The sequence below is a fragment of the Streptomyces bugieae genome (assembly GCF_036352915.1).
Classification (GTDB): Bacteria; Actinomycetota; Actinomycetes; order Streptomycetales; family Streptomycetaceae; genus Streptomyces; species Streptomyces endophytica.
Genome location: NZ_JAZBJP010000002.1, coordinates 342,654 through 368,736 on the forward strand (window position 1 = coordinate 342,654; position 26,083 = coordinate 368,736).

A 26,083-nucleotide genomic window follows, 5' to 3' on the forward strand; every position below is an offset into this window, starting at 1 on the left:
CGCTGGCGGCGGAGGCTGCGGCGAACGAGGCCCGGTACAAGGCGCGCATCCGCACGGTGTTGCGGTCGTCGCACTCCAACCACTGGCGGCGGATGCTCTCGCCGCTGCTGTCGGTGCTGGACCTGAAGTGCGACAACACCGCCTACCGGCCGGTGATGGACGCGATCGACCTGCTCAGCGGTACCTGGACCAGCCGATCGCCAAGGAGGGCGCGTTCTTCGACGAGGCCGAGCGCATCCCGCTGGAGGGGGTGGTGCCCGAGCAGTGGCAGGCGGCGGTGGTGGGCGACCGCGGCAAGGACAACCGGGACGTGCACTACGGCGCGATCCGCCAGCCGCTGGACCCGGACGAGTTCATCGACGCCTTGCAGAAGAGGCTCCGGGCGGCCCTGTTCTACGGCAAGGACGGCGACCTCACCGGCGCCGACCGCGAGAGCCAGGAGATCTCGATGCTCGCCCTGCACCTGCTGCAGGCCGTCCTGGTCCACGTCAACACCCTGCCCCCTACGGCCGGTTCGAGCTGGACATGAGCAACCGGCTCGGCCTCCACCCGGCCGTGGTCCTCCCGTGCCAGCGAACGGACGAACCGCAGCCGGCGCCCGCCGGCGAGAGCGCCGGGCAGCGGTAGGACAGCGATTCGGCGCCGAAGCCGTCTGCTGTGGCTTCGGTCCCCGAATTCCCTGGTCACGGCCGGGCGGTAAGGAGAGCCGGGGCGTGTGGGCCTCCGGCTGCGTGCCCGGCGGCCTCATGATGCTCGGCGACAAGTCCCGCAAGCCGCAGTAGCAGGGCTGATCCTTTCAGCTTTCCCTTTGAGGGAACCCGCGGACCGAGGTCGCGGTGGGTGTCCTCGACACGCTCTTCAGGGCGTGGGTGCGGTCAGATACCGCTGGATCGTGGGTCCGAGCCAGTCCACGATCTCCTCGCGGCCGAGCGCCATGCTCGCCGGGAACCGCAGGACGTAGCGCGTCAGCGCGAGCCCCAGCACGGTCGAGGCGCACAGTGCCGCCCGCGCCTGCGCCTGCTCCGGCTCGGGGCCCACCTGGCGGGCCAACGGGATCAACTGCTCGCGTAGCACGCTCTGCATGCGTTCGGCGGCGGCCGGATCGGTGGCGGCGACCCGCATCAGTGCGGTGAGCTCCCCGTTCTCCTCCCACAAGGTGAGGAAGTGGCTTACCAGCGTGCGGCCGATCGCCTCGCGCGGTTCGACGGGCAGGTCGGGCAGTCCGGGGTCGATCGCGACGGCAGCTGCGAACAGGCCCGCCTTGCTGTCGTAGTAGCGCATCACCATCGACGGGTCGATCTTCGCATCGCGCGCGATGGCCCGGATGGTCGCCCTCTCGTAGCCGTCCGACGCGAACCGCTCACGGGCCGCGCTGAGGATCGCGGCGCGGGTTGCGTCGGAACGCCGTACGGCCTGTTGGTTCTCCGTGGTGCCGGTCATGCCTACGACTGTAGGCCAACGACTGTTGACAGTCCAGGACCGCGCCCTTACGTTTGCCAACACGCGTTGCCAACGTTTGTTGCCAACACATGTTGGTAGATCGCGACACCCCTGAGCGGACAACCGATAGCGAGAGGACGTACCGAAATGGCCAAGCTCCAGAGTCTCGACCCGCACACGCCGATGTTCGCGCAGTTCCAGGAGAAGACCGGGCCCATCGTCCTGGCCAACACCTTCGTCGTACCGAAGGAAAGGTCCGAGGCGTTCCTGGCCCTCTTCCGACGGCAGGCCGAGTTCATGAAGGCGCAGCCGGGTTTCGTCTCCCTGCAGATGCACAGGGGAACGGCGGGCAGTCAGCTACTGATGAACGTCGCGGTCTGGGAGTCGACCGAGGCTCTCGCCACCGCGCTCGGCAGCCCGGAGTTCCAGCGCATGGCAGCCGACTTCCCTGACGACATCGTGTCGTACCCGCACATCTTCGAGCAGATCGACGTATGACACGGCGGCTGCAACCAGGAGAGGGCAGCCGGAGAAGCCCTGTCCTCTCCTGGGCGATCAGGCATCCCCGCCAGGCCGCGGGCCGCCAGGGCCGCCGACCAACCCACCACGCGTAGCCCCATCCCTGACGAGGAGCCCCTATGGCCGTGGAACTGCATCACACCATTGTCCCCGCCCGTGACCGCAGGCCTCGGCGCAGTTCCTGGCCGACATCCTCGGCCTGAGTGTCGATCCGCCGGTGGCGCACTTCACGCCGGTCACGCTGGCCAACCAGGTCAGCCTGGACTACGACCAGCTGGACGACTTCGAGCCACGCCACTACGCGTTCATGGTCAGCGAGCAGGGCCGGTGGTGGCGGGATCGCGTTCGTAGTCGCGGGCGGGGCGGCGACGCGCGGTCAGCCACGTCAGTGTCCGTTCCGCCCTCCAGCTGCAGGGCAGCACTGCGAAGCACTTCTGGTTGAGGGTTTACGGATGACGCTGACGGTCGTGCCCAGGGTCTGGGCGGCCCGGTCGACCAGACCCTGGGCACGACCGGCATCGGCGAAGACGGACCGGCAGGCCGACGCGGTCAGAGATGCCCCGAGTGAAGCGATCTTGTCCGCCCCACCCGCACCGGTCCGCGTCATCTGGCACGTCATCAGCCGCCCCAGCTACGCCCGCCGCTGAGCCCTGCCCCACCCCGGTCTGAACGTCAAAGGAGAAGCACCATGTCGCTGAAGAAAGTCAACACCGTCCTGGCCACCGCCTGCGCCCTCTTCGTCCTCTACCTCGGACTGTCCTTCATCCTGACCCCCGAGACGTCCACTCAAGGCGTTGGCCTGCCGAACTGGCCCGCCGGCAACGGCGACGGCGACGGCTTCCTCATCATGAAGGGCACCCGCGAACTCGCGATGGGCCTGGTCATCGGCATCCTGCTGGTGACGGGCCACCGCCGCGCCCTGGGCTGGGTCCTGCTGATGGAGGCCGTCGCCCCGTTCGGCGACATGATCAACGTCTTGGCCCACCACGGCTCCATCGCCGCCGCGTTCGGCATCCACGGCCTGACCTCGGCGCTGATCGCGATCAACGGCCTGCTGATCCTCCGCGAGACCGGCAAGGCCCACAAGGCCCCCGCCCCGGCACCTGCCGCGCAGCCTGCCTGACAGCTGCATGCCCCGAAGGGGTGGCCCGGCCATGTGGCCGGGCCACCCCCCAACTTGTCCGCGACCGCCGGGAAACACCAGGCAGACGATCTCCTTCCAGTTGATCATCCCCAAGGGCAAACGCAAGGGCCAGAACCCCGGCCTGGCCAGCATCTACCGGGCGCTCGCCGAGCACCCGCCGGGAAGCCGCCCGGCTTGCCTGACGGAACGAGGAGACTCATGCCCGGAGCCATCAAGCGAAGAAGTGGCGGTTCCGGCGCACGAAATCGGCAAACCCGAGGGGTTCGCGGCCGGTGAGGTCGGCGACGGTTGACGTGACGGTCTCGGCACCGCCGTCGCGAAAAGCGCGGGCGACTTCGATCAGGGCGTCGGCGTAGAACTCCGGCATCCCACGGCTCAGCATGGCCGTACGCGCCGCGTCGTCGGGCAGGCCGACATAGCGCACCGGTTTGCCCAGGACATCGGAGAACACCTCCGCGGCTTCGGCGTAGGTCAGTGCCTGGGGCCCGGTGAGGTCATAGACGCGGCCGTCGTGACCGTCCGTGGTGAGAACCCGGGCAGCGACAGCGGCGATATCGCCGACGTCGATGAAGCTTATGGGGGCGGTGATCAGCGGCAGGCTGAATTCCCCGGCCTCGCGGAGGGACGGCTGGTTCAGGAAGTTCTGCAGATAGAAGTTGGGGCGCAGCATCGTCCAGGGGAGCCCGGACGCGACCAGTGCCTGTTCGACGGGTCGATGCAGCCGGGCGATCGGCGAGAGCCCTTCGTCGGCCCGCCAGACCGACAGCTTGACCACCCGAACTCCCGCCGCACGAGCGGCTTCCACCATGTTGAGTTCGTGCGTCGTCTGGGCCGGGCTCATCGCGCCGAGCAGGAAGACGGTCTCGATGCCCTTGAGTGCCGGCCCCAGCGTGTCCGGCTCGGCCAGGTCGAGCGTCACCGCCTCGCCGCCCGACGCGATCACCCGGGCCGTGGTGTCCGGATCACGGTAAGCCGCACGCACGGCCACACCGTCGGCAGAGAGACGAGCGAGAAGCGCCGTTCCCACATTCCCGCTCGCACCAGTCACCAGAATCATCGTTGCCCCCTCAAAGCGGTAGCCGTGCGTACGCCAAGAGTGGAACACACCCCGCTCGCCCTCCCGGGCAAAAATGCGCACTTCGGGCGCGACATGGCATCCGTCGTCCCCGATGCGGACCCCCGTCCGACCCCAGTCCCCGCCGTATATAGGCTCACGTCCGTATCGAGCCTGACGGGGGAGAAAACGAGTGGAGAGGCTGCGGCAGGACGATCCTGCGCGGATCGGGGAATTCACGACGTTGGCGCGTCTCGACGCCGACGGCAGTCGGGGCGTTCCCGAGCGTCGCTATCTGGCCCGTAGCGCCGACGGCGGGCACACCGTGCTGGCCTTCCTGCCGTCGCCCGGCGGGGACCCGGCGCGGTGGGCGGCCGAGGCGCAGCAGGCGGCCCGGCTGACCCAGCCCGGCTTCTGGCCGGTCGGCCAGCTCGGGGGGACGCCGGCCTTTCCGTGGCACTCCTCCCCGTACCGGCCCGCGCTGCCGCTGCCCGCCGTCCTCGCCGCGTACGGCGGTCCGCTGCCGGAAGCACTGGTCCGTACGCTCGGCGGCACACTGGCCGAAGCGCTGGCCTCGGCCCATGTCCTGGGCATCGTGCACGGCGGGGTCTGCCCGGCGGGCGTGCTGCTGACCGCCTGCGGGCCGCTGCTGAGCTGCTTCGGGGCGACCCGCGCGACCCCGCCGGCAGGCGCCTCCCCCGCGCAGGCGACCGGGCTGGAGACCGGCTGCCTCGCCCCCGAACTGGCGGCGGGCGGGCCGGTGGACCGGGCCGCGGACGTCTACGCCCTGGGTGCCGTGCTGGCGTACGCGGCGACCGGGCACACCGTGCCCGAGCGGCAGGAGATCCCCGCCGGCCTGCGGGACGTCATCACGGTGTGCCGCTCGCGCGATCCGCAAGGCCGCCCCGAACCGGCAAGGGTGCTGGCGGAGTTGCTGCCGGGCGCGGCGTACGGCGCGCTGACCGGCTCCACCGAGCCGGTGCCGCTGCCCGGCCGGGTCGTCGAGGCGTTGTCCCGTCAGTCGGCGGAGGTCCTCGCCGCCGCACTCCCCACCCAAGGGCACTGAAGTCATGATCTCCCCCCTTCTGCACGACGACCCGCACACCGTCGGACCGTTCCGGATCCTCGCCCGCCTCGGCGGAGGCGGCATGGGCACCGTCTACCTGGCCCGTTCCGCGGGCGGACGCACGGTCGCGGTGAAGACGCTGCACACCCGTCTCGCCGCGGACACCACGCTGCGGACCCGCTTCCGGCTGGAGACCGACGCGGCCCGCGTCATCGGCTCCGATCACGGTGCGGTGGTCGTCGACGCCGACCCCCAGGCACCGACCCCGTGGCTGGCGACGGAGTACGTCCTCGGCCCACCGCTGGACGCGGCCGTCGAGGCGAGCGGGCCGCTGCCGGAGCCGGCCGTACGCGCCCTCGGGGCGGCCCTCGCCGCCGGGCTGGAGCAGCTCCACCGGTCGGAGGTGGTGCACCGCGATCTGAAGCCGTCCAACATCCTGGTGACGGCGCAGGGCCCGCGGATCATCGACTTCGGCATCGCCCGGGCCTTCGGCGACGAGCACCTGACGAGCGTCGGCAGCGCCGTGGGAACGCCGGCGTTCATGTCGCCCGAGCAGGCGGCGGGGCTGGAACACGCGGCGGCGGGCGATGTGTTCGCGCTGGCCGGGGTGCTGGTCTTCGCCGCCACCGGCGTCGGCCCGTTCGGCGGTGGGGCCCCCACCGACCTGCTGTACCGGGTCCGGTTCGGCGAGCCGGACCTCGGCGGGGTTCCCGAGTCGCTGCGCCCCCTGCTCGTCCGCTGCCTGGCCAAGGATCCCGCGCACCGCCCGTCCACCACCGAGCTGCGGACCGCGCTGGGCGGTGCCGGGGTCACCCCGGGGGACCGCGGCGGCTTCGCGGACCTGCTGCCCGACGCGGTACTGCGGGAGATCGCCCGCCGCAGCGACCAGGTGTGGCACCAGCCGCCGCACCGCCTGCCGCCGCCGGTGCCCACCGAGGCGCCGCGGTCCGAGACCGCCGCCGCGCCGGGCGTCTCGCGGCGGCGGCTGCTGACCGTGGCCGGGGGCGCCCTCCTGGGCGGCGGCCTCCTCGGCGGCGGGGGCTGGGCCCTGTTCGCGGGCACCGGAGACGACGGGGGCGGCGGCACGAAGAAGGACGCCGTCGACCGGCCGAAGCCTCCGGCCCAGCTGTGGAGCACCACCATTCGGTGCCCCGACGCCGGGGGCGAGGTCATGCGGGCGGGCCGGAATCTGGTCGTGCGCGCGGGGATCGTGCTGTGCGGCATCAACGCCGAGTCGGGCAAGGGTACTTGGCAGGCGAACATCGCCGAGACCTGGCGGTCGGCCACGGATGGGACCCGGGTGTACGCCCTGCGGGGGTACACCGAGGACGCGGCGGCGCTGGCGGTCTGCGAGGTCTCGCAGGCCAACGGCGAACTGGGCAAGCCCCTGGTGGAACTCTCCGCGTTCACCGGCAAGTCCCAGTACAACCAGCTGCTGTGCGTGGCCGACGGCATCGCGTACCTGGTGGCCCGCGCTGCCTCCGGTGGACGCTGGTACCTGGTCGCGGCCGATCTGAAATCGGGCAAGGAGCGCTGGCGCAGCCCGGTGGAGGGCCCACAGTCCCAGGGATTCCCGCCGGTGCTGTCCGGTGCCGTGGCGGGTTCCCAGGTGGTGCTGTGCGGGGCCCCGAGCGAGGGCTCGAAGTTCATCGGCCTCTCCGCGCACGACAAGGATCACGGCCGCAAACTGTGGGAGATGTCCGAGACGTTCGCGGGCACCAACCCGCCGTCCCAGCTGGTCCTCGACGACCGGAACCTCTACCTGGGCGCCGAGAACCTCACCGCCCGCCGACTGTCCGACGGCGGACTCGAATGGCTCTTGGACAACAAGCCCGATGACGGCGCGGGCGAGGAACGGCGGTACGGCGCGCCGACCCTCCACGACGGAGTCCTCTACTGCGCCAAGGCGGACGAGGGACTGATCGCCGTCGACGCCCTCTCCGGCACGCTGAACTGGCAGGAGAAGGGGCTGTCCGGCAGGAAGAACAACCGGGACGTGGCCCCGGCGATCGGCAAGCGGTACGCGTACTGCGTCGACGACAAGGGCCTCCGCGCCATCGACCTGCGCGCCCGTAGGGCCGTCTGGACGTACGAGGCCGAACCCCTCGTCCTGACCGCCGACGCCAAGGGCGGCCACCTGTACGTCCGCCAGGAGAAGCGGACCCTCGCCCTCCCCCTCGCCTGACGTCCCGCCCGTTCCCGATTCTGGAGACGACCGCCTGTGAAACCCCTCGGCCAGGGAGATCCGCTGCGCCTGGGCCCCTACCGCCTGCACGGCGTCCTCGGCGAGGGCGGCATGGGCAAGGTGTACTTCGGAGTGGACGCCTCCGGACGCCCCGCCGCAGTGAAGGTCCTGCTGCCGGAGCTCGCCCACGACGGGCACCTGGCCGACCGTTTCCTCCGGGAGGCGCGGACCGCGCAGGCGGTGACCAGTGAGGGCGTGGCGCGCGTACTGGCCGCCGAACTGGAGGGCGGCAGGCCGTGGATCGCCACGGAGTTCCTGGCCGGCCCGACGCTGGACGACGCCGTCGACCGCTTCGGGCCGCTCGACGACGCCGCCGTACGGGAGCTGGCGCGGTCACTGGCCCGCACGCTCCAGGACGTGCACGCCACGGGGCTGGTCCACCGGGACGTCAAACCCCCCAACGTCGTCCTCACCTCGCGCGGCCCCCGTCTGATCGACTTCGGCATCGCCCGCCCGGAGCACGGCCTGACCCTCACCCGCACCGGACAGATCCCGGTCACCCCCGGGTACGGGGCGCCGGAGCAGGTCCTCGGGCAGCGCGTCGGACCGGCGGCCGACGTCTTCTCCCTCGGCGCCGTCCTCGCCTTCGCCGCGGGCGGCCGGCCGGCGTACACGGGCGCCGAGGTCACGGCCGTCCTGTACGAGGTCGTGCACGGCAGCCCCGACCTGGAGGCCGTTCCGGCGGGCCTGCGGTACCTGATCACGCCCTGCTTCTCGAAGGACCCGGCGGCTCGCCCACTGCCCACCCAGGTCGCGGAAGCCGCAGCGGCGCCGCGCCAGCCCGAACGCCTGTGGAAATCGGGCCGGTTGGGCGACGAGATCCGGCAACGGGAGGTCGCCGCACGCCGCCTGACGGCTCGTTCGCTCGCCCCCTCCCCCACTTCCGGTGGTGCCACCGGCGGCACCACCGGTCTCCCCCGGCGGCGGCTGCTCGCCGCGGCCGTCGGCGGTGGGGCGCTGCTGGCAGCGGGCGGCGGCACCGCCTGGTGGCTCGGCCGCGATGACGGTGAGGACACCCCGTCCGACCCCTTCGACATCCCTCCCGCCGCCAAGGTGCGGGCCGCGCCGCTCGGCTCCGCCGAAGGCACCCCGAAACTGCTGTGGGGGCCCCTCCAGGACGTGGCCGCCACCGGATCGCCGGCTCCGCTGCCGGTACGCGATGTGGTGGTGTTCGCGGCCGCCGGGGGCGGGATCGCGGCGCGCCAGGTCACCGACGGCCGGGAACGGTGGCGGATCGGCGACGCCAAGGCGAACGCCGGCTACCTGTCGATCGGCGACCGGCTGGTGGCCACCGCCGACGGCAAGGGGACACTGCGCACCTGGGTCGCCGCCACCGGGTCCCCCCGTTGGACGGTGGACGCGGAGGTGAGTGCCCTGCTGGCCGCGGACGCCCACGCCGTCTACCTGCTCACCTCCGACGGCCGGCTGCGCTGCGTGGGGACCGGCGACGGGAAGGTGCGGTGGACCCGGCAGCCACCGCTGCCGCTGTCCGGCAGCCACCCCGCCGCGGCACTCGGCGCCGGCCATCTGGTGCTCTGCACGGAGACGGGGGACGTGGCCGCGGTCCGTACCGGGGACGGGGCCCGCGCCTGGGTCCGCAAGGGCCAGGCAGAGGCAGCGCTGCGGCCCGCCATCGACGGATCCACCGTCTATCTCGGCGGCCGCAGCCTGGCGGCGGTGGAGGTGGCTCACGGTCGTCAGCTCTGGGCCCTGAACCCGCTGCGGCCGCCCAGACGGGGCGTCTACGGGTGGGGCCCGCCCACCGTGGCCGGCGGAGTGGTCTACGCACTGAACTGCGATGCGCTGTCCTCACTGCACGCCGACGGCAGCCAGGCCGCCGCCCCGGTGATGATCGCCGGCGTCGTCCCGCCGTGGCGGCCACCGGTCGTCCAGGGGAACAGCGTCTGGATCGTGGAGAGCGACGAAACCGGGGTCAGCGGCCTGCCCCGCTCCGGAGACGGGCCGACCCAGACGTACGCCCTCGCCTCCAGCCAGGCCCGCTCCACCGCCGCCAGCGGAAACCGCCTGTTCGTCCTCAACCGCACGACACTGCTGGCGCTGCCGGTGTACTAGGCCCGCCGACTCCACCATGCATGCGACAGGAGACGCGCGTCACATCCATTCGTGTCACACCTGCGGGAGCTGTCCCGTCCAAGAGGTGTCACCGGCAACAACGACCCAGGAGTGCACCATGGAAGCTCGGTTGAACCTCTTCGCCAGCCCGATCGCGGCCAAGTTCGGGAAGCACATCGTCGCCGCGGGCAAGGTGCTCGCGGACTCCACCCTGCCGGCCGCGACGCAGGAACTGGTGAAGCTCCGCGCCAGTCAGATCAACGGCTGCGGCTTCTGCACCGACATGCACACCAAGGACGCCGCGCACGCCGGGGAGACCGCGACGCGCCTCAACCTGGTCGCGGCCTGGCGTGAGGCCACGGTGTTCACCGACGCCGAGCGCGCTGCCCTGGAGCTGACGGAGCAGGGCACCCGCATCGCCGACGCGGCCGGCGGTGTCACGGACGAGGTCTGGGCGCGTGCCGCCAAGCACTACGACGAGGAGGAGCTCGCCGCGCTGGTGTGCGCCATCGCCCTCATCAACGCCTTCAACCGCCTGAACGTCATCGTCCAGCAGCCCGCCGGCGACTACCGGCCCGGCCAGTTCGCCTAGTCAACGTTGCCTGGCCGCCGGAACCTCCGGAGTCCCTGCCACGGCAACAGCACACGCCCCGGAGTGGCGAGCCGCTCGCCCGCCCCACAGTCAAAGACGGTGGTCTGCCGCCTTTGACTGTGGGCTGGGACCCCGGTCAGGATTGGTCGAGCTTGTGCCACGGCGTGATGTCGAGCCGTGCCGCTTCGGAGTCCAGTTTCTGGGCGGCCAGACGGATATTGAGCATCGCCGCCTTGCCGGATTCCGCCCGCGCCCCCGCGATCACGGCACTACGGTCCGCCAACACAGCCTTGGCCCACGTCTCGGCGGCGTCGGCGAAGTTCTGCGTGTCCGCCGGCGCTCGTTCCGCCAGGGTCGCGAGCCGGTCATGATCGGCCTGCGCGACGCGCTGCACGTTCTCGGTCTCCTCACGTGCCTCGCCCCCTTTGGCCGCCGCCTCCTTCTGCATGGCGCCTTGCAAGTCCCTGACCGCATCGGCGATATCGGTCGATGACTGATCGACCTCCGTGTCACCTCCACACCCCACCAAGAGCACCGAGCCGAGCCCACAGGCAAGCAGTGCTAACGCTGCCCTCTTCACAGTTCCCCCAAAACTCAACACGTAGAGTCATTGCGAGGTCACAGCATAGGGGCTGTCCCGCCTGGGCAAGCCGTAAACGGGAGCAGAAATCGTCACCGCGCCCGATCTTCACAAGCGCTCCGGATGCCCGGCCCGAGCACTCCAACAACCGGTCAGTGATGGGTACTTGTTCCTGTCACATGCCATGGAGAACTGACTGGTCCGCCGCCTGGGCGACGTGCCGAGCTTGGGCGAGACGGGCACGGCTGCACGGTTCCCCGTTCAGGATCGGGGGCCGGTCCGGGTCGAGGGCCGGGGGATGCGCCCCTCGACCCCCGACCTGGTACGTAGCGCCTCGTCAGATCTCCGCCTGGTGGGCTCAGTTCTTGACGGGGCTGATGGACATCAGTCCGGTGAAGAACGTGACGGGCACGGTGTCGGTCTTGTTGGTGGTCGTCCCCGTGCTGGTCGAGGAGGTCTCGGACGAGCTGAGTCCCGCGCCGAACGAAATGACCTTGTCGAAGCTGGCGTTGATCTGGCCCGACACCACCTTCTCCAGGCCCTGTTGCCGAATCTGCTGCTCGCTCAGCGTCACCGAGGTGAACTTGACGTCGCGTTGGATCGAGAAGACATGACTGCGCTGCTTCGGATCCAGCCCGGCGAGCGTCAGCTTGCCGACCAGATGCGTGGTGATCAGGATGCCGGGCGGCGTTCCGAGGGTGGACGGGTTACCCGCCATGGCGGAGGAGTAGATCGAGGGGTAGGTCACCCAGTGGGTGGACGAGCCGTCGACCACGATGTCCAGCGGTTTGTCCGGGGCGACCCTGCCGTTGAGGATGACGCTGGGCGCCGCGGGCTCGACGTTGTCCTGGCTGAGCACCGGCTTGCCGTCCTGGAAGATCGCGATGGCGAACCTGCCGCGCTCCCAGTCCGCCTCGCTGGGGCCGAAACTGACCGGGGCGAAGCTGAAGACGAACGACCGGTTGTCCGAGCCGATGGGCACGGGCGGCCGTGGTGTGGGGTGCGGCGCCGGAGCGGGGGGCTTCGGTGTGCCTGGGCCGCCGTCGCCGGAGCCGGGTTGTGTGCCGGGTCCCGTCGTCCCGGGGGTGCCGCCGGGATTGGCGGGCGTCCCGCCACTCCCTGGGGGTGTGCGGCCTCCGGTGCCGTTGCCTCCGCCCGGCGTACCGCCGCCCGGGGTCCCGGTGCCGCCGCCGGTCGGGGCGCCGGGGCCGGTTCCCGTGCCGGGAGTGCCTGTTCCCGGGCCGCCGCCCGTTCCCGTACCCGGTGTCGAGCCGGTGCCGGGCGTACCCGGTGTGCCGGGCGTGCCGGGGGTCTTGCCGGCGAGACCGGCCGCGTCGCTCGCCAGTGAGGTCAGCAGGGCGGCGATCTCCTTCTGCATCGACTCGTCGCGGAAGATGTCACCCTTGCCGAGGAGTTGGAGGGCTGCCGCCAAGCCCACGGGATCGGGGGCCTGCGGCGGCTGGACGATGGTGACCGCCGAGGTGGGCAGCCCCGAGGGCGTCGTGGCGACGACCACCTCCCGGCTCGCCGTGGACACCGGAGCGATCTGCGGGGCACTGTCCGGATCGGGTGACTTCTGCCAGTCCCAGAACCGGGTGTTGTCGATGACCTCCGCGGAATTGCAGTGGCCGAGTTTGGCCTCGGCGAAGACTCCGCGGGTGGGCAGGCTGACCAACTGCTCGCTGCGGGCGGGGTCCACCTCCGGAAGCCGTACCTGCCCCTCCCCCGCGCCGTCGAACAGCGCGGGGTCGAGCGGGAAGGCCGTGGCGTCCCCGAGCACTTCCAGTGCGCGGTTCTCGACGGCCTGGAACAGCGGGCGCGTGGTGCCGCCGACGGTGAGGGTGCTGCCCGCCAGTTCGGTCCAGCGGGCGTTGGGGTCCTCGCCGAGCCGGATCAGTCGGTAGTAGTGCTCGCGGTTCTGCACCAGGTGTCTGCGCAGCCGGATCCGCAGCAGGTTCTCGTCATCGCTGAGCCGTTGGAACGGGGTCGGCGCGGGCACGGGTTCCGGTGCCTGCCGGGCCGCCAGCGCCCAGGTCGTGGACGGCTTCTGGAACAGCTTGCCGCTGGGCTCGTCGACCAGGAGGTGGGTGTTGCCCGCGGTGTCCACGGCCGTGACGACCAGGTGCTCCACGGCGACGTCGTCGTTCCGGCCTTCGGTGTGGGGCGGGATGAGGGTCACCGAAATCGTCCGCAGATCACGCCAGTTGACGCGCTCGTCGGCCCTGGGCACACCGGCGAGATCCACCACGGCGTGGGTGTGCTGGAAGTCGCCGGGGTTCTGCAGATGGGTTGGATCGGGGTCCCAGTCACTGTGCTGCGGACGGATCAGACCGGTGACTTTCTGGCCGCCGTCCGGCGCTCGCTGGGTCAGGGTGACGGTCGTGGGCACCCGGTCCTGGAAACTGGACAGGTCACCGATGGTGAAGCGGAACTGGAAGAGGATGAATTCCACGCTGCCCGGATCGGGCGGCACCGGCACCTCGGGCTGGAGTTCCCGCCAGGCGGCGTACTTCTCCACCGCGTCGAATCCGCCGGCCAGTTGCGGATCGAGCAGCCCGGCCTGCAGCAGGCGGCGGTAGCGGACGATGACCAGCTCGTCATCGAGGTCCGGGGATGCGGCCGGCAGCAGGACGGCCGGGCGCACCCTGCCGCGCTCGACGAGCACCCGGAAGTGCCGCAACACCTCGTAGTAGAGCAGGGTCATGGCATGCGCGTGATTGTGGTTGCGTACGGTCCGGGTCTGCGCGGTGGAGTTCTCCGCCTGGCGCGACTGCACCACCACCGTGCTGCGCATGTCGCGTACGGAGGTGGAGTGCTGGCGGATCTGGTCGTGCAGGTTCTGCACGGTGTCCGTCGACACGCTCCGGTCCCCGGATGTCGTGGCGTACCCGCCGCCGATCGCGGCGGAGCCGCCGAACATGCCCATCGACGCCGCGCCCGCCGCACCGGTCATCACCGAGCCGCCGCGCTGCCACTCGTTGACGGCGCCCTTGACCACCTCGTCGACGGTCCGGTCACGGGTGAGGGCATGCTCAAGGTCGTCCGTGAGGGCGATGTCCTCCAGCCGACTGTCCGTCGAGGTGCGCGACCAGTCCACGACCGCGAGCTGCACCTGCTCGCCCGGCGCCAGCGGGAGGCTGTAGGTGACCTGCCCGAGCCCATGCCCCACCGGGAGCCAGGTGACGTCGTAACTGATGACGAGGGCGACGGGCACCGGAAAGCCGGCGAGGTGATGGGAGCTGTGGGAAGGGTGGGAGCCGTCGGATCGGTCGGAGGGGGCGGAGTGGTCCGACGTTCCGCTTCCGTCCCCGGCCGGGGCCGTGTACTGAGCGCCGTAATCCAGGCTCGCCATGAGATCCGGGACGGTCACGATCTGGTGCACCTGGTACTGCTGGGTGGCCACATTGGACGGCAGCAGGGTCTCGCAGCCGTCCTGACCGATGAGTTCGGCCGGTACGTACGCGAACGAGCCCGGCGAGAGGTACCAGTCGAGGAGCGAGGGCGACTGCATCGCGGGAAAGCCGCTGGTCGAGCCGGTGAAGACGCCGCCGCGATCCACGCCGAGCCGCAGGACCAGGGCCTGCGCCCGCTCGTCGGCCTCGGCCAGGACGTCCACCGCGCTCTGCAGCGGACCGCCGAGGTACAGCCACACGTGGGCGACCCGCACCTCGGCGGTGGAGCCGTCGGGTCGCTCCTCCAGTTGCAGGACCTGCCGCCACAGCGGCGCCAGGTCCCACGAGAGGTACCCGGCGTGGTCACTGCCGAGCAGCCCCAGCGGGATGCGGACCGATTGCCCTGCGCGGGCGGCAGCCCCCACCTCACCGCCGGAGCCCTCCTCGGAAACGGTCAACTGGGCTTCGAGGAAGGCCAGCGCCCCGGAAACGGGGCCGCCGGTCCTGTTGTCGGAGAGAAACACACAGCAGCGGTCAGGGCCACCGGTGTCGTCGGTCGGAAGTGCGATGTCCATGGTTCCCCCCATCGACTTCGCGCCTGAAAAAGAGCCGCGGCCGCAACGGCGGGCGGTCAGGCGACGAGAGGAAGCTAACCCGCGGAGGCTCGATCAAATCTCGCACCTTTTGTGGAGTATTCGGACAGAGCGTGCAGGCCGTGACCGGACTGCGCACGGGCAAGGCTGAGGAGCGGGCAATGTCCGGGTAACGCCAACTGGCGCCCGGGCGGGCGCTATTCGCCTGCCGAGAGGTAGGGCTGGAAGGCTTCCCGGATGACGCCGGGCATCTCCCTCTTGCCGCCGGCCACGGCGTCGGTGAACACATGCCGCACCTCGCCGTCCGCGATGAGCCGTTCGCCGACCTTGAATCTCGGGCACACGATCATGCTCGTCGTTCCGAGATGGGTGACGGGCATCTCGATGTCGAGCACCTCATCGAAACGTGCCCCCTGGCGATAGCGAATCCGCGCTTCTGCCACCACCAGATCGGCACCCCCCGCCAGCATGGACGCATAGCCCCCCGCGGCTTCGCGCCACAACTCCGTGACGGCGACGTCGTAATAGAAGAGGTAGTGGCCGTTGAACACCACGTTCTGCTGGTCGCATTCGCTGTAGCGCACCCGCAGCCGGTGCGTGAAGAGCTTGGTCATGGGCGAGATCGTAGCCACCTCTCGCACGGTTGATCGAGATGCGGATGCGAAGGAGAGGCAGCCCCAGAGGCACGGGATCCACCCACAGGCAAGCCGGACTTGACCTTCACACTTATGGGAAGGTTTCAGCATCCCCTCATGCGAAGCACTGAGCTGCCCACAGACACCGCCATATCCTCGGCCCACCTTCCTGACGGGACATCAACTCTCCACAAAAAACTGCCGATGGGGGCGCTGCTCGCGCTGGCCATCGCGGTGTTCATCACCAGCCTCACCGAGACCCTGCCGGCCGGGCTGCTGCCCGCGATGAGCGCCGGCCTGCACACGAGCGAGTCGGCCACCGGCCAGACGGTGACCATCTACGCGCTGGGCACGGTGCTCACGGCCATCCCGCTGTCCGCGGCCACCGCCGGCTGGCGGCGCAAGCGCCTGCTGCTGACGGCCATGGCCGGCTTCGCCGTCGCCAACACCGTCACCGCATGGTCGGCGAACTACCCACTGACCCTCGTCGCCCGGTTCGTCGCCGGTGTCGCCGCCGGGCTGGCCTGGGCCCTGCTGGCCGGCTACGCCCGCCGGATGGTCGCCCCCCACCAGGAGGGCCGCGCCATCGCGATCGCCATGGCGGGCATCCCCGTCGCGCTGTCCCTGGGCGTCCCGGCCGGCACCTTCCTGGGCCAAGTGGTCTCCTGGCAGGCCGCCTTCCTCGCCATGACCGCCCTGACCCTGGTGTTGCTGGTCTGGATCGCCGTCGCGGTGCCCGACTACCCGGGCCAGAAGGCCGGCGGCAAGCTCCCGATGCGCCGGACCCTGCGCGTCCCGGGTGTGGCCCCGGTGCTGTTCGTCACCCTCGTCTTCGTCCTGGCGCACACCATTCTCTACGCCTACATCGCCACCTTCCTCCGCCACATCGGCCTCGGCGACCAGACCGACGCGGCTCTGCTGGTCTTCGGCATCGCCTCGCTGGCGAGCATCTGGATCGTCGGCACCTTCATCCACGGCCACTTGCGCACCTTGACCCTCGCCGGCGCCGTGCTGGTCGGCGTCGCCGCCGCGGTCCTGGGCGCCTTCTCCGGCAGCCACGCACTGGTGTACGTCGCCGCCGCCCTGTGGGGCCTGGGCTGGGGCGGCATTCCCACCCTGTTGCAGACTGCCGCGGGCCAAGCCGGTGGAGAGGCGGCCGACGCGGCCCAGGCCATGCTGGTGACCCTGTGGAACGCCGCCATGGCCGCCGGCGGCATCATCGGCGGCCTCCTCCTGCAGGCCGTCGGGGCCGACGCCTTCCCCTGGACCGTCCTGACCCTGCTCGTCCCCGTCCTCGTCGTCGTACTGGCCGCCCGGGCACACGGGTTCCCCGCCCGGCGCGCCGGCAGCAGCTGACGGCACAGCGCCCCGACGGCAAGGGGAACGCCGGGGCAGCAACCGGTTCGACCCACGCCCCGAAAAGAACGGCCGGGAGTCGTCGGCCGGACTATGGTCGGCCCCATGACCTTGTCGATAGGAGAACGCGAACAGTTTCTGGCGGAACCTCACATCGGTGCGCTGTCAGTGGTCGAGCGGCCGGACCGCGCACCGCTGACGGTCCCCATCTGGTACCAGTACACGCCGGGCGGCGAGCTGTGGGTGCGCACCGGGCCTGATTCCCGGAAGGCACGAGCGATTCGGGCTGCGGGGCGTTTCAGCCTCATGGTGCAGCGGACCGAGCCGACGGTGCGCTACGTGTCGGTGGAGGGGCCGGTGATCAGGACGGAACCGGACAGCCGCGAGCGGTCCTGGGAGATGGCCGCGCGGTACCTCCCCCAGGACAAGGTCGCCGACTTCGTGGAATTCGACCAGGCCCAGCTCGGTGCGCACGTCGTCATCTATCTGCAGCCGGAACACTGGGTGTCCGCCGACCTGGGGTCCTTCTAACCACAACGGCAACGGCAACGGCAACGGCAACGGCAACGGCAACAAGTACCGCAACGCTGTGCGCGTGTGCTCACCTCCCGCCATCGGATACGCCCCTGATCCGCGGAGACGGCCGTGATCCGGGTGTGATCAATGCCCCGTAATCTCCACGTGCACAGGGGATTCACAGGATGCGTGACCAAGGCGGGGGAACACATGACATATCGGCACGCGGCGATACCGGCACTGGCCGGCGGGGTGGTGCTCACGGCGCTTCTCTGGTGGGCGGGGACGAGCGCGCACGCGCTGCACCTGCCGGGCGCCACCAACGTCATCGGCGGCCCGGCCACCGCCGATCTGGAGCACTGGCTCGCCCCCTGGTCGTACGACCCCCCGTCCTCGACCCAGCTCAGCGGCGAGGCGTCCGGCGGGATGGGGGGCGAAGCCCTGGTCGACAGTGCCCGCTACCTCTCGCTCTACACGACCGCGCTGCAGATCCGGTTCGGCGCGGTCTTCGCCTTCTTCCTGCTCGGGGCGCTGCTCCTGGTCCGCAGGCTGCCGCCGGTGCGCGGCGGCCGCGGCCGGACGGCGGCCGCACTGCTCGCGACGTGGGCGTGGGGCGTGGTGGCCGGGACCCTGGCGGTGGCCGTCTCCGCGCCCTGGATGATTGCCGCGGGCGGGCACGGCAGTTTCCGCTTCCTGCCCCGGCTCGCAGGCGTGATCGGCTCCGGGCGGCAGATCCTGGTGCTGGCCGCGCTGGTCGCGGCGGTGGTGACCGTGGTCGCAGCGCGGGTCACGGCCAAGGAAACCGCTCCGCTGCCGCCGGCGGAAGTCCCGGCCCGCGCGGCCCGCCTGGCCGCCACCGTCGGGACCGCGGTGATCGCCGTGTCCCTGATGGTCCTCTCGTACCAGTCGGTCGCCGCCGCCCTCCAGACGGTGTCCCCGAACATCGGGCTGCTCTCCGAACCGGGCGACCTCCTGCGGCAGTGGCTGCTGTTCGGTGCCTGGACGGACCCGGCGGGGACGCCGCTCGGCGACTGGCTCCTGTATCGCGCCGCCGACGTACTGCTGCTCGTCGTGGTGTGGTGGGCCCTGCGGCGGCTGCCCGCACTGCTCACCCGCGCCACCGTCCCGGCGATGGCGGTCGGCGCGGTGTGCGCGACCGTGCTCGGCCTGCTGGCGAGCCAGCTGCTGCGGATGGCGACGGACGGGACGGGTCTGCAATGGGGGCTGCTGCACCTGGCCGCCGGCCTCGGCGAGGGCATCCCGGCCGCACTGACCTGGGGCCTGCTGGCGGGCATCGCGGCTGCCGTGACGCTACGGCTCGCCGGTGGCCGGCCGAAGACCACCGACGCCACGGCCCCCGCCCAGGCCCCCGGCCAAGACCCCGACCAGGACATCGCCGAGGCCTAGCACCAGGAGGGAACTTTCGCGGGGGCGGCCGCCTCCTGGCGGATGAGGCGGCTTCTCGCATCCGACGAAGGGACTCCCTCATGATCCCGAATATGTGGATCCCGCAGCCCGCGCAGCCCCCCGGAACACCGCGAGAAGGGATTCCGGTACGGCGTCCGCGGTGTCGCGCGGGGCGATCGGGCCGCACAGCCGCGTGACGTACGGCGTCACCAGCTTGAGCAGGTCGTCCATGACGAGGGCGTCGCCGCGCTGCGCGGCCCGTACGAGCGGCGCCGCCGCGTCCCGGGGCCGCCCGCAGCCATCGCGGGCACCGTACCGCGACGGCTGCGGGCGGCCGGAGTGCGTGCGGGCCCACGGGTTCCCGGTGCCCGTATTCCTGGATCATGCGGCAGCCGGAGGGCGTGCGGAAGCATGGACGAGGTCCGTTTGCCTCGTTTTGGGGTTTGTGACTCCTGAATGCGAACGTCGCCCCCTTTCGCGCCGTACCCACCCGATCTTCCTCCTGTTTGGGTTGTTCCTGCGCACGGCCACCCTGCTCACCACCGGCCGTTCTGCTCACTTCTGTTCACGTCCCGGGAGGGAAAGTGTCCGTACCGGACAGCGTCACCGGTCCCGCTGCCGAAGAGCCCGATCTCGAACCACCCGCAGACAGTGCGCTCACCAGCCTCAGCACACAGGCCGCGCGCCAGTTGGCGACCACCACCAAGTCCGAGCCCCAGATGCAGGCCATCACCTCGCGGTGGCTGGTGAAGATGCTGCCGTGGGTGGACGTCAAGGGCGGCACCTACCGGGTCAACCGGCGTCTGCAACTCCGGGTCGGCCGGGGCCGTGTCCAGTTCGAGCAGAACGGCGCCGACGACATCAGGGTGATCCCCCAGACCCTCACCGAGCTGCCCGTCCTGCGCGGTTACGACGACATCGAGGTCCTCAAGGAGATCGCCGGCCGTTTCCGCGTCCGGGAGGTCCGGGCCGGCCAGACCCTCTTCGAGGCAGGACAGCCGGCCACCGAGGCGTACCTCGTCGTGCACGGCCGGTTCTCCCGCTACACCGCCGGCAAGTACGGCGAGGAGGAAGTCCTCGGCGTCGTCACGGACGGTGACCAGATGGGCGACGAGGCGATCGGCCGGCCCGACCCTCGGTGGCAGAGCTCGGTCCGGGCCGAAACCGCGGGCGTGCTGCTGGCGCTTCCCTGGGACGTGATCCGGGAGTTCACCGACCGGGTGCCGTCGCTCGCCGCACATCTGGCGGCGTACGCGGAGCGGCAGCAGCTCCCCGCGAACCGCAAGGGAGAGGCGGATGTGCCGGTGCAGGCGGGGCACGTCGGGGAGCCGACGCTGTCCGGCGGTTTCGTCGACTACGACCTCGCCCCGCGCGAGTACGAACTCTCCCTGACCCAGACCGTCCTCCGGGTGCACAGCCGGGTCGCCGATCTCTACAACGACCCGATGGACCAGACGCAGCAGCAGATCCGGCTCACCGTGGAGGAGATCCGCGAGCGCCAGGAGTGGGAGCTGGTCAACAACCGGGAGTTCGGACTGCTGCACAACACCGACTACGGCCAGCGCATCAGCACCCACACCGGCCCGCCCACCCCCGACGACATGGACGACCTGTTGGCCATGCGTCGCAAGACCCGGCTGTTCCTGGCCCATCCGAAGGCGATCGCCGCCTTCTTCCGGCAGTGCAACAGGCGCGGTCTGGTACCGGGTACGGCGGATGTCAACGGGCATCAGGTTCCCGCCTGGCGCGGCGTCCCGATCTTTCCGTGCGGCAAGATCCCGATCAGCGATACGAACACCAGCAGCATCATCGCGCTGCGCACCGGAGAGGCGGACCAGGGCGTCGTCGGCCTGTACCAGACCGGCATCCCCGAGGAGTTCCAGCCCGGCCTCAACGTGCGTTTCATGGGCATCGACCAGGCCGCGGTCATCCGTTACCTCATCACCGCCTACTACTCGGTGGCCATCCTCGTGCCCGACGCAGCCGGAGTCCTGGAGAACGTCCAGATCGGCCGGAGCACCGACTGACCAGGTGGAGTACGAACCATGAGCACGTCCCCCAACACCTCCGCCGGGTTCGCGTTGCCCGGTCCGCCGAGCCTCGCCCGCTCCTCGCAGGCCCGACGCGGCGGAGCCGTCCCCGGGCTGCGGTACCGGCCCGCCGTCCCCGCCGACCCGGACAAGGTCAAGGAGGTCGACCGCAGACTGGAGGCATGGGCCCGCCGGCTGGACCTCTTCCCCGCGCAGTGGACGGGGGACTTCACGCAGTTCCAGTTCGGGCGGGCCGTCGTCCTGCAGCATCCCGGTGCGGCCGATCTCGAACGCCTCACCGCCGCAGGCGAGTTGCTGCTGGCCGAGAACCTCGTCGACAGCTGCTACTGCGAGGAGGACGAAGGCCGGGGCGGCGCACGCCGCGGCCTGGGCGGCCGACTGATCATGGCCCAGTCGGCCCTCGACCCGTTCCACGGCACCGCCGAAACGGAGGAGGAGTGGCGCGGCGGCGTGCAGGCCGACGGCCCGCTGCGCTCGTACCACTGCGCCCTCAAGGACTACGCGGCCTTCGCCACCCCCAGTCAGACCGGCCGGTTCGTCCATGACATGGCGCGGTTGCACCTCGGCTATCTCGCCGAGGCGTCCTGGGCCGAGACGCGGCACGTACCGGAGGTCTGGGAGTACCTGGTGATGCGGCAGTTCAACAACTTCCGCCCCTGCCTGTCCATCGTGGACGCCGTGGACGGCTACGAACTCCCCGAACCGCTCTACGCCCGCCCCGAGGTCCAGCGGGTCACCGCTCTGGCCTGCAACGCCACGACCATCGTCAACGACCTGTACTCCTTCACCAAGGAACTGGCCAGTGACCCGACCCATCTGAACCTGCCGCAGGTCGTGGCCGCCAACGACAAACGCGGTCTCAAGGCCGCCTACCTCAAGAGCGTCGGGATCCACAACCAGATCATGGAGGCGTTCGAGACCGAGTCGGCCCCGCTGGCCGCCCTCTCCCCTCTCCTCGAAAGGTACGTCCGGAGCCTGGCCGACTGGGTCTCCGGCAACCACGAGTGGCACGCCACGAACACCGACCGCTACCACCTGCCGAATTACTGGTAGACCGATCCGCGCACCACCGCAAGGAGCTCCGTTGACCATCGCTCACGCCGACACCGCACGCACACCGGTGCCGACCCAGTCCACGTACCAGTCCCGTGTCGCGGACTACTGGAACGCCGAGGAAAACCCGGTCAACCTCGAACTCGGCAAGATCGACGACCTGTACCACCACCACTACGGCATCGGGGACGCCGACCGGTCCGTACTGGAGGAACCGGACCCCGACCGCCGCCGCGAGCGGATCACCGGCGAACTGCACCGGCTGGAACACGCCCAGGCCGAACTCCTCGCCTCCCACCTCGGCGGCCTCTCCCCCACCGACCGTGTCTTCGACGCCGGCTGCGGTCGCGGCGGCGGCAGCGTGGTCGCGCACCTGCGCTACGGGTGCCACACCGACGGGGCCACCATCTCCGCCAAACAGGCCGACTTCGCCAACGAGCAGGCCCGCAAGCGCGGTATCGACGCGAAGGTGCGCTACCACCACCGCAACATGCTCGACACCGGCTTCACCTCCGGCGCGTACGCGGCGTCCTGGAACAACGAGTCGAGCATGTACGTCGAACTGGACCTGCTGTTCGCGGAGCACGCACGACTGCTGCGGCGCGGTGGCCGCTACGTCGTGATCACCGGCTGCTACAACGACGCGTATGGTCGCGCCTCCCGCGAGGTGTCCCTCATCAACGCCCACTACATCTGCGACATCCACCCCCGTTCGGCGTACTTCCGCGCCATGGCCCGCAACAGGCTCGTCCCCGTGCACGTCCAGGACCTCACGGCGGCCGCACTCCCCTACTGGGAACTGCGCCGCCAGGCCGACCACTTGGTCACCGGCATCGAGGACACCTTCCTGAACGCCTACCGCAACGGCAGCTTCCAGTACCTGCTGATCGCGGCCGACCGGGTGTGACTCTCCGGGGGCTGCGCCGCACGCGGTGCAGCCCCCGTGCGGGAAGGCGCTCTTCTCGGCCGTCTCGTTCGTCTAGTAGCCGAGTGCGGCGAACCAGTCGCCCCGGCCGTGCCGGGTGAGGTCGAGGAAGTGCCACACCGGGCAGAGCAGGTCGATCCCGCGCTGGTCGATGTCCTCGGCCATCCGGGGGTGCGCCGAATAGAAGTGGCGCACGTCCCCGTTGCCGTCCCGGGTGAAGACCGACACCGTCGAGTCCTGGTTGCCCTCGGCGTCCTCGCTGCCGAGGTCGTACTTGAAGGTGCTGGAACCGGCGCTCAGCAGCCGCAGGTTCGTCCACTGCCGGTCGCGGGCGTGCGCGCGGAAGGTGGGGGTGGCGCATCAGCTCGATCTCGGCCTGCCGCAGCTCCTCACGCGCGTCGGTGTAGGTCTCCGACTCCCCGGTCAGATGGGTGTGGCGCATCGGCTACCTCCTCCGCGACCGGCAGGGAGCTACCGGCCCAGGGCACCATTCTCCGCTCCGGCACGGGGGCGCGCGAGGCGGTGCCGGCCGCACCCGGGCTCACTGTCGGCACGCTTCCGTACCAGCATCTTCACTTTGAGTGACCGCTTCGCGCGGCACGCCACATCCCCTTTGCATGATCATGCGAGATGCTGCATACTCTTTCCATGTCCAAGGTCCTCACCTCCCTCCCCGCCGGCGAGCGCGTCGGCATCGCCTTCTCGGGCGGCCTCGACACCTCCGTCGCAGTCGCGTGGATGCGTGACAAGGGCGCCGTCCCGTGCACCTACACCGCCGACATCGGCCAGTACGACGAGCCCGACATCGCCTCGGTGCCGGGCCGCGCGAAGACCTACGGTGCCGAGATCGCGCGCCTGGTCGACTGCCGCGCGGCGCTGGTCGAGGAGGGTCTGGCCGCGCTGACCTGCGGCGCGTTCCACATCCGCTCGGGCGGACGGGCGTACTTCAACACCACGCCGCTCGGCCGCGCCGTCACCGGCACCCTCCTGGTCCGGGCGATGCTCGAGGACGACGTTCAGATCTGGGGCGACGGCTCGACCTTCAAGGGCAACGACATCGAGCGGTTCTACCGGTACGGTCTGCTCGCCAACCCCCACCTGCGGATCTACAAGCCCTGGCTGGACGCGAACTTCGTGACCGAGCTCGGCGGCCGCAAGGAAATGTCGGAGTGGCTGCTCGCCCACGACCTGCCGTACCGCGACAGCACCGAGAAGGCGTACTCCACCGACGCCAACATCTGGGGCGCCACCCACGAGGCCAAGACCCTGGAGCACCTCGACACGGGCGTGGAGACGGTCGAGCCCATCATGGGCGCCCGCTTCTGGGACCCGTCGGTCGAGATCCTCACCGAGGACGTGACGATCGGCTTCGACCAGGGCCGCCCGGTGACGATCAACGGCAAGGAGTTCGCCACCGCCGTCGACCTGGTGATGGAGGCCAACGCCATCGGCGGCCGCCACGGCATGGGCATGTCCGACCAGATCGAGAACCGGATCATCGAGGCCAAGAGCCGCGGCATCTACGAGGCGCCCGGCATGGCCCTGCTGCACGCCGCATACGAGCGTCTGGTCAACGCGATCCACAACGAGGACACCCTCGCCCAGTACCACAACGAGGGACGGCGGCTCGGTCGCCTCATGTACGAGGGCCGGTGGCTGGACCCGCAGGCGCTGATGGTGCGCGAGTCCCTGCAGCGCTGGGTCGGCGCGGCCGTCACCGGCGAGGTGACGCTGCGGCTGCGGCGCGGTGAGGACTACTCGATCCTCGACACGACCGGCCCGGCGTTCAGCTACCACCCGGACAAGCTGTCCATGGAGCGCACCGAGGACTCGGCGTTCGGCCCGGTGGACCGGATCGGCCAGCTCACCATGCGCAACCTCGACATCGCCGACTCCCGCGCCAAGCTGGAGCAGTACGCCGGGCTCGGCCTGATCGGCACCGCCAACCCCGCCGTCGGCGCCGCGCAGGCGGCCGCGACCGGGCTGATCGGCTCCCTGCCGGAGGGTGGCGCCGAGGCCATCGCCTCCCGCGGCGAGGTCTCCGGCGACGACGAGTGGCTGGACCGCGCCGCCATGGAGTCCGGCACGGACTGAACGGACGGAAACGGACTGACCAGCCCGGACGGCGAGCAGCACGCTCGCCGTCCTCCGGGTGACGCAGCACCGAAGCGGCCGGCTCAGCGCTCATGGCGCCGAGCCGGCCGCTGTTGCATGCGCCAAGGTGGTACGTGGCGGGAGTGCTCGCCGCCCCGGGAGTCATTCCGGGTGCACGCGGATTCCGTACCCGAAAGGCAGCACCATGGGCAGACTGATCGTCACCGCGTTCGTCACCCTGGACGGCGTGATGCAGGCCCCCGGCGGCCCGAACGAGGACGTCGACAGAGGGTTCCCGCACGGCGGCTGGCAGGTCCCGTACGTCGACGAGGACTTCATGGACCTCATGACGGGGATCTTCGAGCGGACCGCCGACCATCTCCTGCTGGGCCGGAAGACCTACGACATCTTCGCCGCCCACTGGCCCCGGGTCACCGACGAGAACAACCCGATCGCCGTAAAGCTCAACTCCATGCCCAAGTACGTCGCCTCGCGCACCCGCGACAGCCTGGAGTGGCACAACTCCCACCTGCTGAAGGGCGAGGCCGCTCAGTCCGTCGCGCAACTCAAGGAACAACTCGACGGCGTGCTCATGACGCAGGGCAGCAGCGACCTGATCCACACCCTGCAGCAGCACGACCTCGTCGACGAGTACCGGCTGCTCGTCAACCCCGTGATCATCGGCACCGGCAAGCGGCTCTTCGGCGAGGGCGCCACGCCCGTCGCCTGGACGCTCACGGAATCCCGCACCACGGGTGCGGGAGTGCAGTACTGCGCCTACGAACGAGCGGGCACACCCGAGTACGGATCCTTCGCGCTGGACGAAGAGGGGTGAGGATCCTCGTCACCCCCACTCCCCACCGCACCCGGCGACCTCTACCATGTAAGGCATGGACAGCATAAGTGGCCCTTACGAGCTGCGTGCGGGTGTGCCCTCCGTCGAGGTCTTCCGCCGCCTGCGGACGGATGCCGGCCTCTCCGACCGGGCCCCCGACGCAGTCGCGCTCGCCCTGCCCCATACCTGGTACGGCGTCGTCCTCCACCACGAGGGCGAGCCCATCGGCATGGGGCGGATCATCGGGGACGGGGGCACCGCGTTCCAGATCGTCGACATCTGCGTGCACCCCGCACACCAGGGGCAAGGTCTCGGCAAGCGCATCATGGCCGCGCTCACCGAGGAGCTGGAAAGCCGGGCGCCCGCCACCGCGTACGTCTCTCTGATCGCGGACGGCCCCGCGCGCCACCTCTACGAGAAGTTCGGTTTCGCCGACACCGCCGCACACGATTCGGTGGGCATGTACCGCTTCATGAACGGGAGTTGACCGGCAGGTGGCCCGGCCGGAAGCAC

Annotated in this window: 22 protein-coding genes and 1 pseudogene; 16 read left to right on the forward strand and 7 right to left on the reverse strand. The window is 70.5% G+C overall.

The genetic code is table 11. From position 1 onward, the window contains the following. Nucleotides 1–127: 127 nt before the first annotated feature. Complete coding sequence (locus V2J85_RS06710; RefSeq protein WP_261957795.1) at nt 128–529, forward strand: transposase; 402 nt, start codon at nt 128–130, stop codon at nt 527–529. Between the two features lie 329 nt (nt 530–858). On the opposite strand, the gene V2J85_RS06715 is transcribed toward V2J85_RS06710, so the two are convergent. Beyond that, nucleotides 859–1,440 carry a TetR/AcrR family transcriptional regulator gene (locus V2J85_RS06715; RefSeq protein WP_261957794.1) on the reverse strand — a complete coding sequence of 194 codons (582 nt, stop codon included), beginning with the start codon at nt 1,438–1,440 and terminating at the stop codon, nt 859–861. Nucleotides 1,441–1,587: 147 nt separating this feature from the next. On the opposite strand from V2J85_RS06715, the gene V2J85_RS06720 reads away from it, so the two are divergent. Together V2J85_RS06720 and V2J85_RS06725 are read left to right on the forward strand one after the other, a co-directional pair. Beyond that, nucleotides 1,588–1,938 carry an antibiotic biosynthesis monooxygenase family protein gene (locus V2J85_RS06720; RefSeq protein ID WP_261957793.1) on the forward strand — a complete coding sequence of 117 codons (351 nt, stop codon included), beginning with the start codon at nt 1,588–1,590 and terminating at the stop codon, nt 1,936–1,938. Between the two features lie 709 nt (nt 1,939–2,647). After that, nucleotides 2,648–3,082: a DUF4267 domain-containing protein gene (locus tag V2J85_RS06725; RefSeq protein WP_261957792.1), complete on the forward strand. Its 435-nt coding sequence runs from the start codon at nt 2,648–2,650 to the stop codon at nt 3,080–3,082. A gap of 232 nt (nt 3,083–3,314) precedes the next feature. Here V2J85_RS06725 and V2J85_RS06730 read toward each other — a convergent pair whose 3' ends face one another. Continuing rightward, nucleotides 3,315–4,160: an SDR family oxidoreductase gene (locus V2J85_RS06730; protein WP_330820912.1), complete on the reverse strand. Its 846-nt coding sequence runs from the start codon at nt 4,158–4,160 to the stop codon at nt 3,315–3,317. A gap of 190 nt (nt 4,161–4,350) precedes the next feature. Between V2J85_RS06730 and V2J85_RS06735 the strand changes: the two genes are divergently transcribed. The 4 genes from V2J85_RS06735 (at nt 4,351) to V2J85_RS06750 (ending at nt 10,133) form a co-directional block, all read left to right on the forward strand. Next, a complete protein-coding gene (locus V2J85_RS06735; RefSeq protein ID WP_261957790.1) occupies nt 4,351–5,223 on the forward strand; it encodes a protein kinase family protein in 873 nt (290 codons plus the stop codon). 4 nt (nt 5,224–5,227) lie between these two features. Continuing rightward, nucleotides 5,228–7,408, forward strand: coding sequence for a protein kinase domain-containing protein (locus tag V2J85_RS06740; protein ID WP_330820913.1), 2,181 nt, complete (start codon nt 5,228–5,230; stop codon nt 7,406–7,408). Between the two features lie 36 nt (nt 7,409–7,444). Then, nucleotides 7,445–9,541 (forward strand): protein kinase domain-containing protein, encoded by a 2,097-nt coding sequence (locus V2J85_RS06745; RefSeq protein ID WP_261957788.1) that lies wholly within the window; start codon nt 7,445–7,447, stop codon nt 9,539–9,541. Nucleotides 9,542–9,659: 118 nt separating this feature from the next. Continuing rightward, a complete protein-coding gene (locus V2J85_RS06750; RefSeq protein ID WP_261957787.1) occupies nt 9,660–10,133 on the forward strand; it encodes a carboxymuconolactone decarboxylase family protein in 474 nt (157 codons plus the stop codon). Nucleotides 10,134–10,269: 136 nt separating this feature from the next. Here the strand turns inward: V2J85_RS06750 and V2J85_RS06755 are convergent, their stop codons facing one another. From V2J85_RS06755 to V2J85_RS06765, 3 genes are all read right to left on the reverse strand, one after another. After that, nucleotides 10,270–10,581, reverse strand: coding sequence for a hypothetical protein (locus V2J85_RS06755; RefSeq protein ID WP_261957786.1), 312 nt, complete (start codon nt 10,579–10,581; stop codon nt 10,270–10,272). A 490-nt stretch (nt 10,582–11,071) separates the two neighbouring features. Beyond that, on the reverse strand, nt 11,072–14,680 hold the full coding sequence (locus V2J85_RS06760; RefSeq protein WP_330820914.1) for a hypothetical protein: 3,609 nt from the start codon (nt 14,678–14,680) through the stop codon (nt 11,072–11,074). 215 nt (nt 14,681–14,895) lie between these two features. Continuing rightward, nucleotides 14,896–15,312: an acyl-CoA thioesterase gene (locus tag V2J85_RS06765; protein WP_261957784.1), complete on the reverse strand. Its 417-nt coding sequence runs from the start codon at nt 15,310–15,312 to the stop codon at nt 14,896–14,898. Nucleotides 15,313–15,450: 138 nt separating this feature from the next. Here V2J85_RS06765 and V2J85_RS06770 point away from each other — a divergent pair, with 138 nt between their 5' ends. From V2J85_RS06770 to V2J85_RS06780, 3 genes are all read left to right on the forward strand, one after another. After that, entirely contained in the window at nt 15,451–16,689 is a 1,239-nt protein-coding gene (locus tag V2J85_RS06770) for an MFS transporter (RefSeq protein WP_419836748.1), read from the forward strand. A 105-nt stretch (nt 16,690–16,794) separates the two neighbouring features. Further along, on the forward strand, nt 16,795–17,220 hold the full coding sequence (locus V2J85_RS06775) for a pyridoxamine 5'-phosphate oxidase family protein (RefSeq protein WP_261957783.1): 426 nt from the start codon (nt 16,795–16,797) through the stop codon (nt 17,218–17,220). Nucleotides 17,221–17,415: 195 nt separating this feature from the next. Next, on the forward strand, nt 17,416–18,612 hold the full coding sequence (locus tag V2J85_RS06780; protein ID WP_330820916.1) for a hypothetical protein: 1,197 nt from the start codon (nt 17,416–17,418) through the stop codon (nt 18,610–18,612). 78 nt (nt 18,613–18,690) lie between these two features. Here V2J85_RS06780 and V2J85_RS06785 read toward each other — a convergent pair whose 3' ends face one another. Continuing rightward, nucleotides 18,691–18,843: a hypothetical protein gene (locus V2J85_RS06785; RefSeq protein WP_261957781.1), complete on the reverse strand. Its 153-nt coding sequence runs from the start codon at nt 18,841–18,843 to the stop codon at nt 18,691–18,693. 353 nt (nt 18,844–19,196) lie between these two features. On the opposite strand from V2J85_RS06785, the gene V2J85_RS06790 reads away from it, so the two are divergent. From V2J85_RS06790 to V2J85_RS06800, 3 genes are read left to right on the forward strand one after another with little or no spacing between them, the layout of a single operon-like run. Continuing rightward, the gene (locus V2J85_RS06790; protein ID WP_261957780.1) at nt 19,197–20,639 is read left to right on the forward strand and encodes a family 2B encapsulin nanocompartment shell protein; all 1,443 of its coding nucleotides are present in this window, start codon (nt 19,197–19,199) and stop codon (nt 20,637–20,639) included. A gap of 18 nt (nt 20,640–20,657) precedes the next feature. Beyond that, nucleotides 20,658–21,716, forward strand: coding sequence for a family 2 encapsulin nanocompartment cargo protein terpene cyclase (locus V2J85_RS06795; RefSeq protein ID WP_330820917.1), 1,059 nt, complete (start codon nt 20,658–20,660; stop codon nt 21,714–21,716). Nucleotides 21,717–21,747: 31 nt separating this feature from the next. After that, nucleotides 21,748–22,623, forward strand: a complete 876-nt coding sequence (locus V2J85_RS06800; RefSeq protein WP_261957778.1) for a geranyl diphosphate 2-C-methyltransferase — start codon at nt 21,748–21,750, stop codon at nt 22,621–22,623. Nucleotides 22,624–22,695: 72 nt separating this feature from the next. Here the strand turns inward: V2J85_RS06800 and V2J85_RS06805 are convergent. Beyond that, a pseudogene (locus V2J85_RS06805) lies at nt 22,696–22,965 on the reverse strand (DUF899 family protein); the annotation flags it as partial. A 324-nt stretch (nt 22,966–23,289) separates the two neighbouring features. Here V2J85_RS06805 and argG point away from each other — a divergent pair. From argG to V2J85_RS06820, 3 genes are all read left to right on the forward strand, one after another. Next, a complete protein-coding gene (gene argG, locus V2J85_RS06810; RefSeq protein ID WP_261957777.1) occupies nt 23,290–24,735 on the forward strand; it encodes an argininosuccinate synthase in 1,446 nt (481 codons plus the stop codon). A gap of 205 nt (nt 24,736–24,940) precedes the next feature. Then, nucleotides 24,941–25,570: a dihydrofolate reductase family protein gene (locus tag V2J85_RS06815; protein ID WP_261957776.1), complete on the forward strand. Its 630-nt coding sequence runs from the start codon at nt 24,941–24,943 to the stop codon at nt 25,568–25,570. Nucleotides 25,571–25,625: 55 nt separating this feature from the next. After that, nucleotides 25,626–26,057, forward strand: a complete 432-nt coding sequence (locus tag V2J85_RS06820) for a GNAT family N-acetyltransferase (RefSeq protein WP_261957775.1) — start codon at nt 25,626–25,628, stop codon at nt 26,055–26,057. The last annotated feature ends 26 nt before the right edge of the window (nt 26,058–26,083 follow it).

Excerpts from the sequence above, each read along its gene's own strand:
- V2J85_RS06770 (WP_419836748.1), top strand. The coding sequence starts at position 15,451 with ATGCGAAGCACTGAGCTGCCCACAGACACCGCCATATCCTCGGCCCAC.
- V2J85_RS06785 (WP_261957781.1), bottom strand. The coding sequence starts at position 18,843 with ATGGACGACCTGCTCAAGCTGGTGACGCCGTACGTCACGCGGCTGTGC.
- argG (WP_261957777.1), top strand. The coding sequence starts at position 23,290 with ATGTCCAAGGTCCTCACCTCCCTCCCCGCCGGCGAGCGCGTCGGCATC.
- V2J85_RS06815 (WP_261957776.1), top strand. The coding sequence starts at position 24,941 with ATGGGCAGACTGATCGTCACCGCGTTCGTCACCCTGGACGGCGTGATG.
- V2J85_RS06750 (WP_261957787.1), top strand. The coding sequence starts at position 9,660 with ATGGAAGCTCGGTTGAACCTCTTCGCCAGCCCGATCGCGGCCAAGTTC.
- V2J85_RS06730 (WP_330820912.1), bottom strand. The coding sequence starts at position 4,160 with ATGATTCTGGTGACTGGTGCGAGCGGGAATGTGGGAACGGCGCTTCTC.
- V2J85_RS06755 (WP_261957786.1), bottom strand. The coding sequence starts at position 10,581 with ATGCAGAAGGAGGCGGCGGCCAAAGGGGGCGAGGCACGTGAGGAGACC.
- V2J85_RS06740 (WP_330820913.1), top strand. The coding sequence starts at position 5,228 with ATGATCTCCCCCCTTCTGCACGACGACCCGCACACCGTCGGACCGTTC.
- V2J85_RS06795 (WP_330820917.1), top strand. The coding sequence starts at position 20,658 with ATGAGCACGTCCCCCAACACCTCCGCCGGGTTCGCGTTGCCCGGTCCG.
- V2J85_RS06780 (WP_330820916.1), top strand. The coding sequence starts at position 17,416 with ATGACATATCGGCACGCGGCGATACCGGCACTGGCCGGCGGGGTGGTG.
- V2J85_RS06715 (WP_261957794.1), bottom strand. The coding sequence starts at position 1,440 with ATGACCGGCACCACGGAGAACCAACAGGCCGTACGGCGTTCCGACGCA.
- V2J85_RS06760 (WP_330820914.1), bottom strand. The coding sequence starts at position 14,680 with ATGGACATCGCACTTCCGACCGACGACACCGGTGGCCCTGACCGCTGC.
- V2J85_RS06820 (WP_261957775.1), top strand. The coding sequence starts at position 25,626 with ATGGACAGCATAAGTGGCCCTTACGAGCTGCGTGCGGGTGTGCCCTCC.
- V2J85_RS06725 (WP_261957792.1), top strand. The coding sequence starts at position 2,648 with ATGTCGCTGAAGAAAGTCAACACCGTCCTGGCCACCGCCTGCGCCCTC.
- V2J85_RS06720 (WP_261957793.1), top strand. The coding sequence starts at position 1,588 with ATGGCCAAGCTCCAGAGTCTCGACCCGCACACGCCGATGTTCGCGCAG.
- V2J85_RS06775 (WP_261957783.1), top strand. The coding sequence starts at position 16,795 with ATGACCTTGTCGATAGGAGAACGCGAACAGTTTCTGGCGGAACCTCAC.
- V2J85_RS06765 (WP_261957784.1), bottom strand. The coding sequence starts at position 15,312 with ATGACCAAGCTCTTCACGCACCGGCTGCGGGTGCGCTACAGCGAATGC.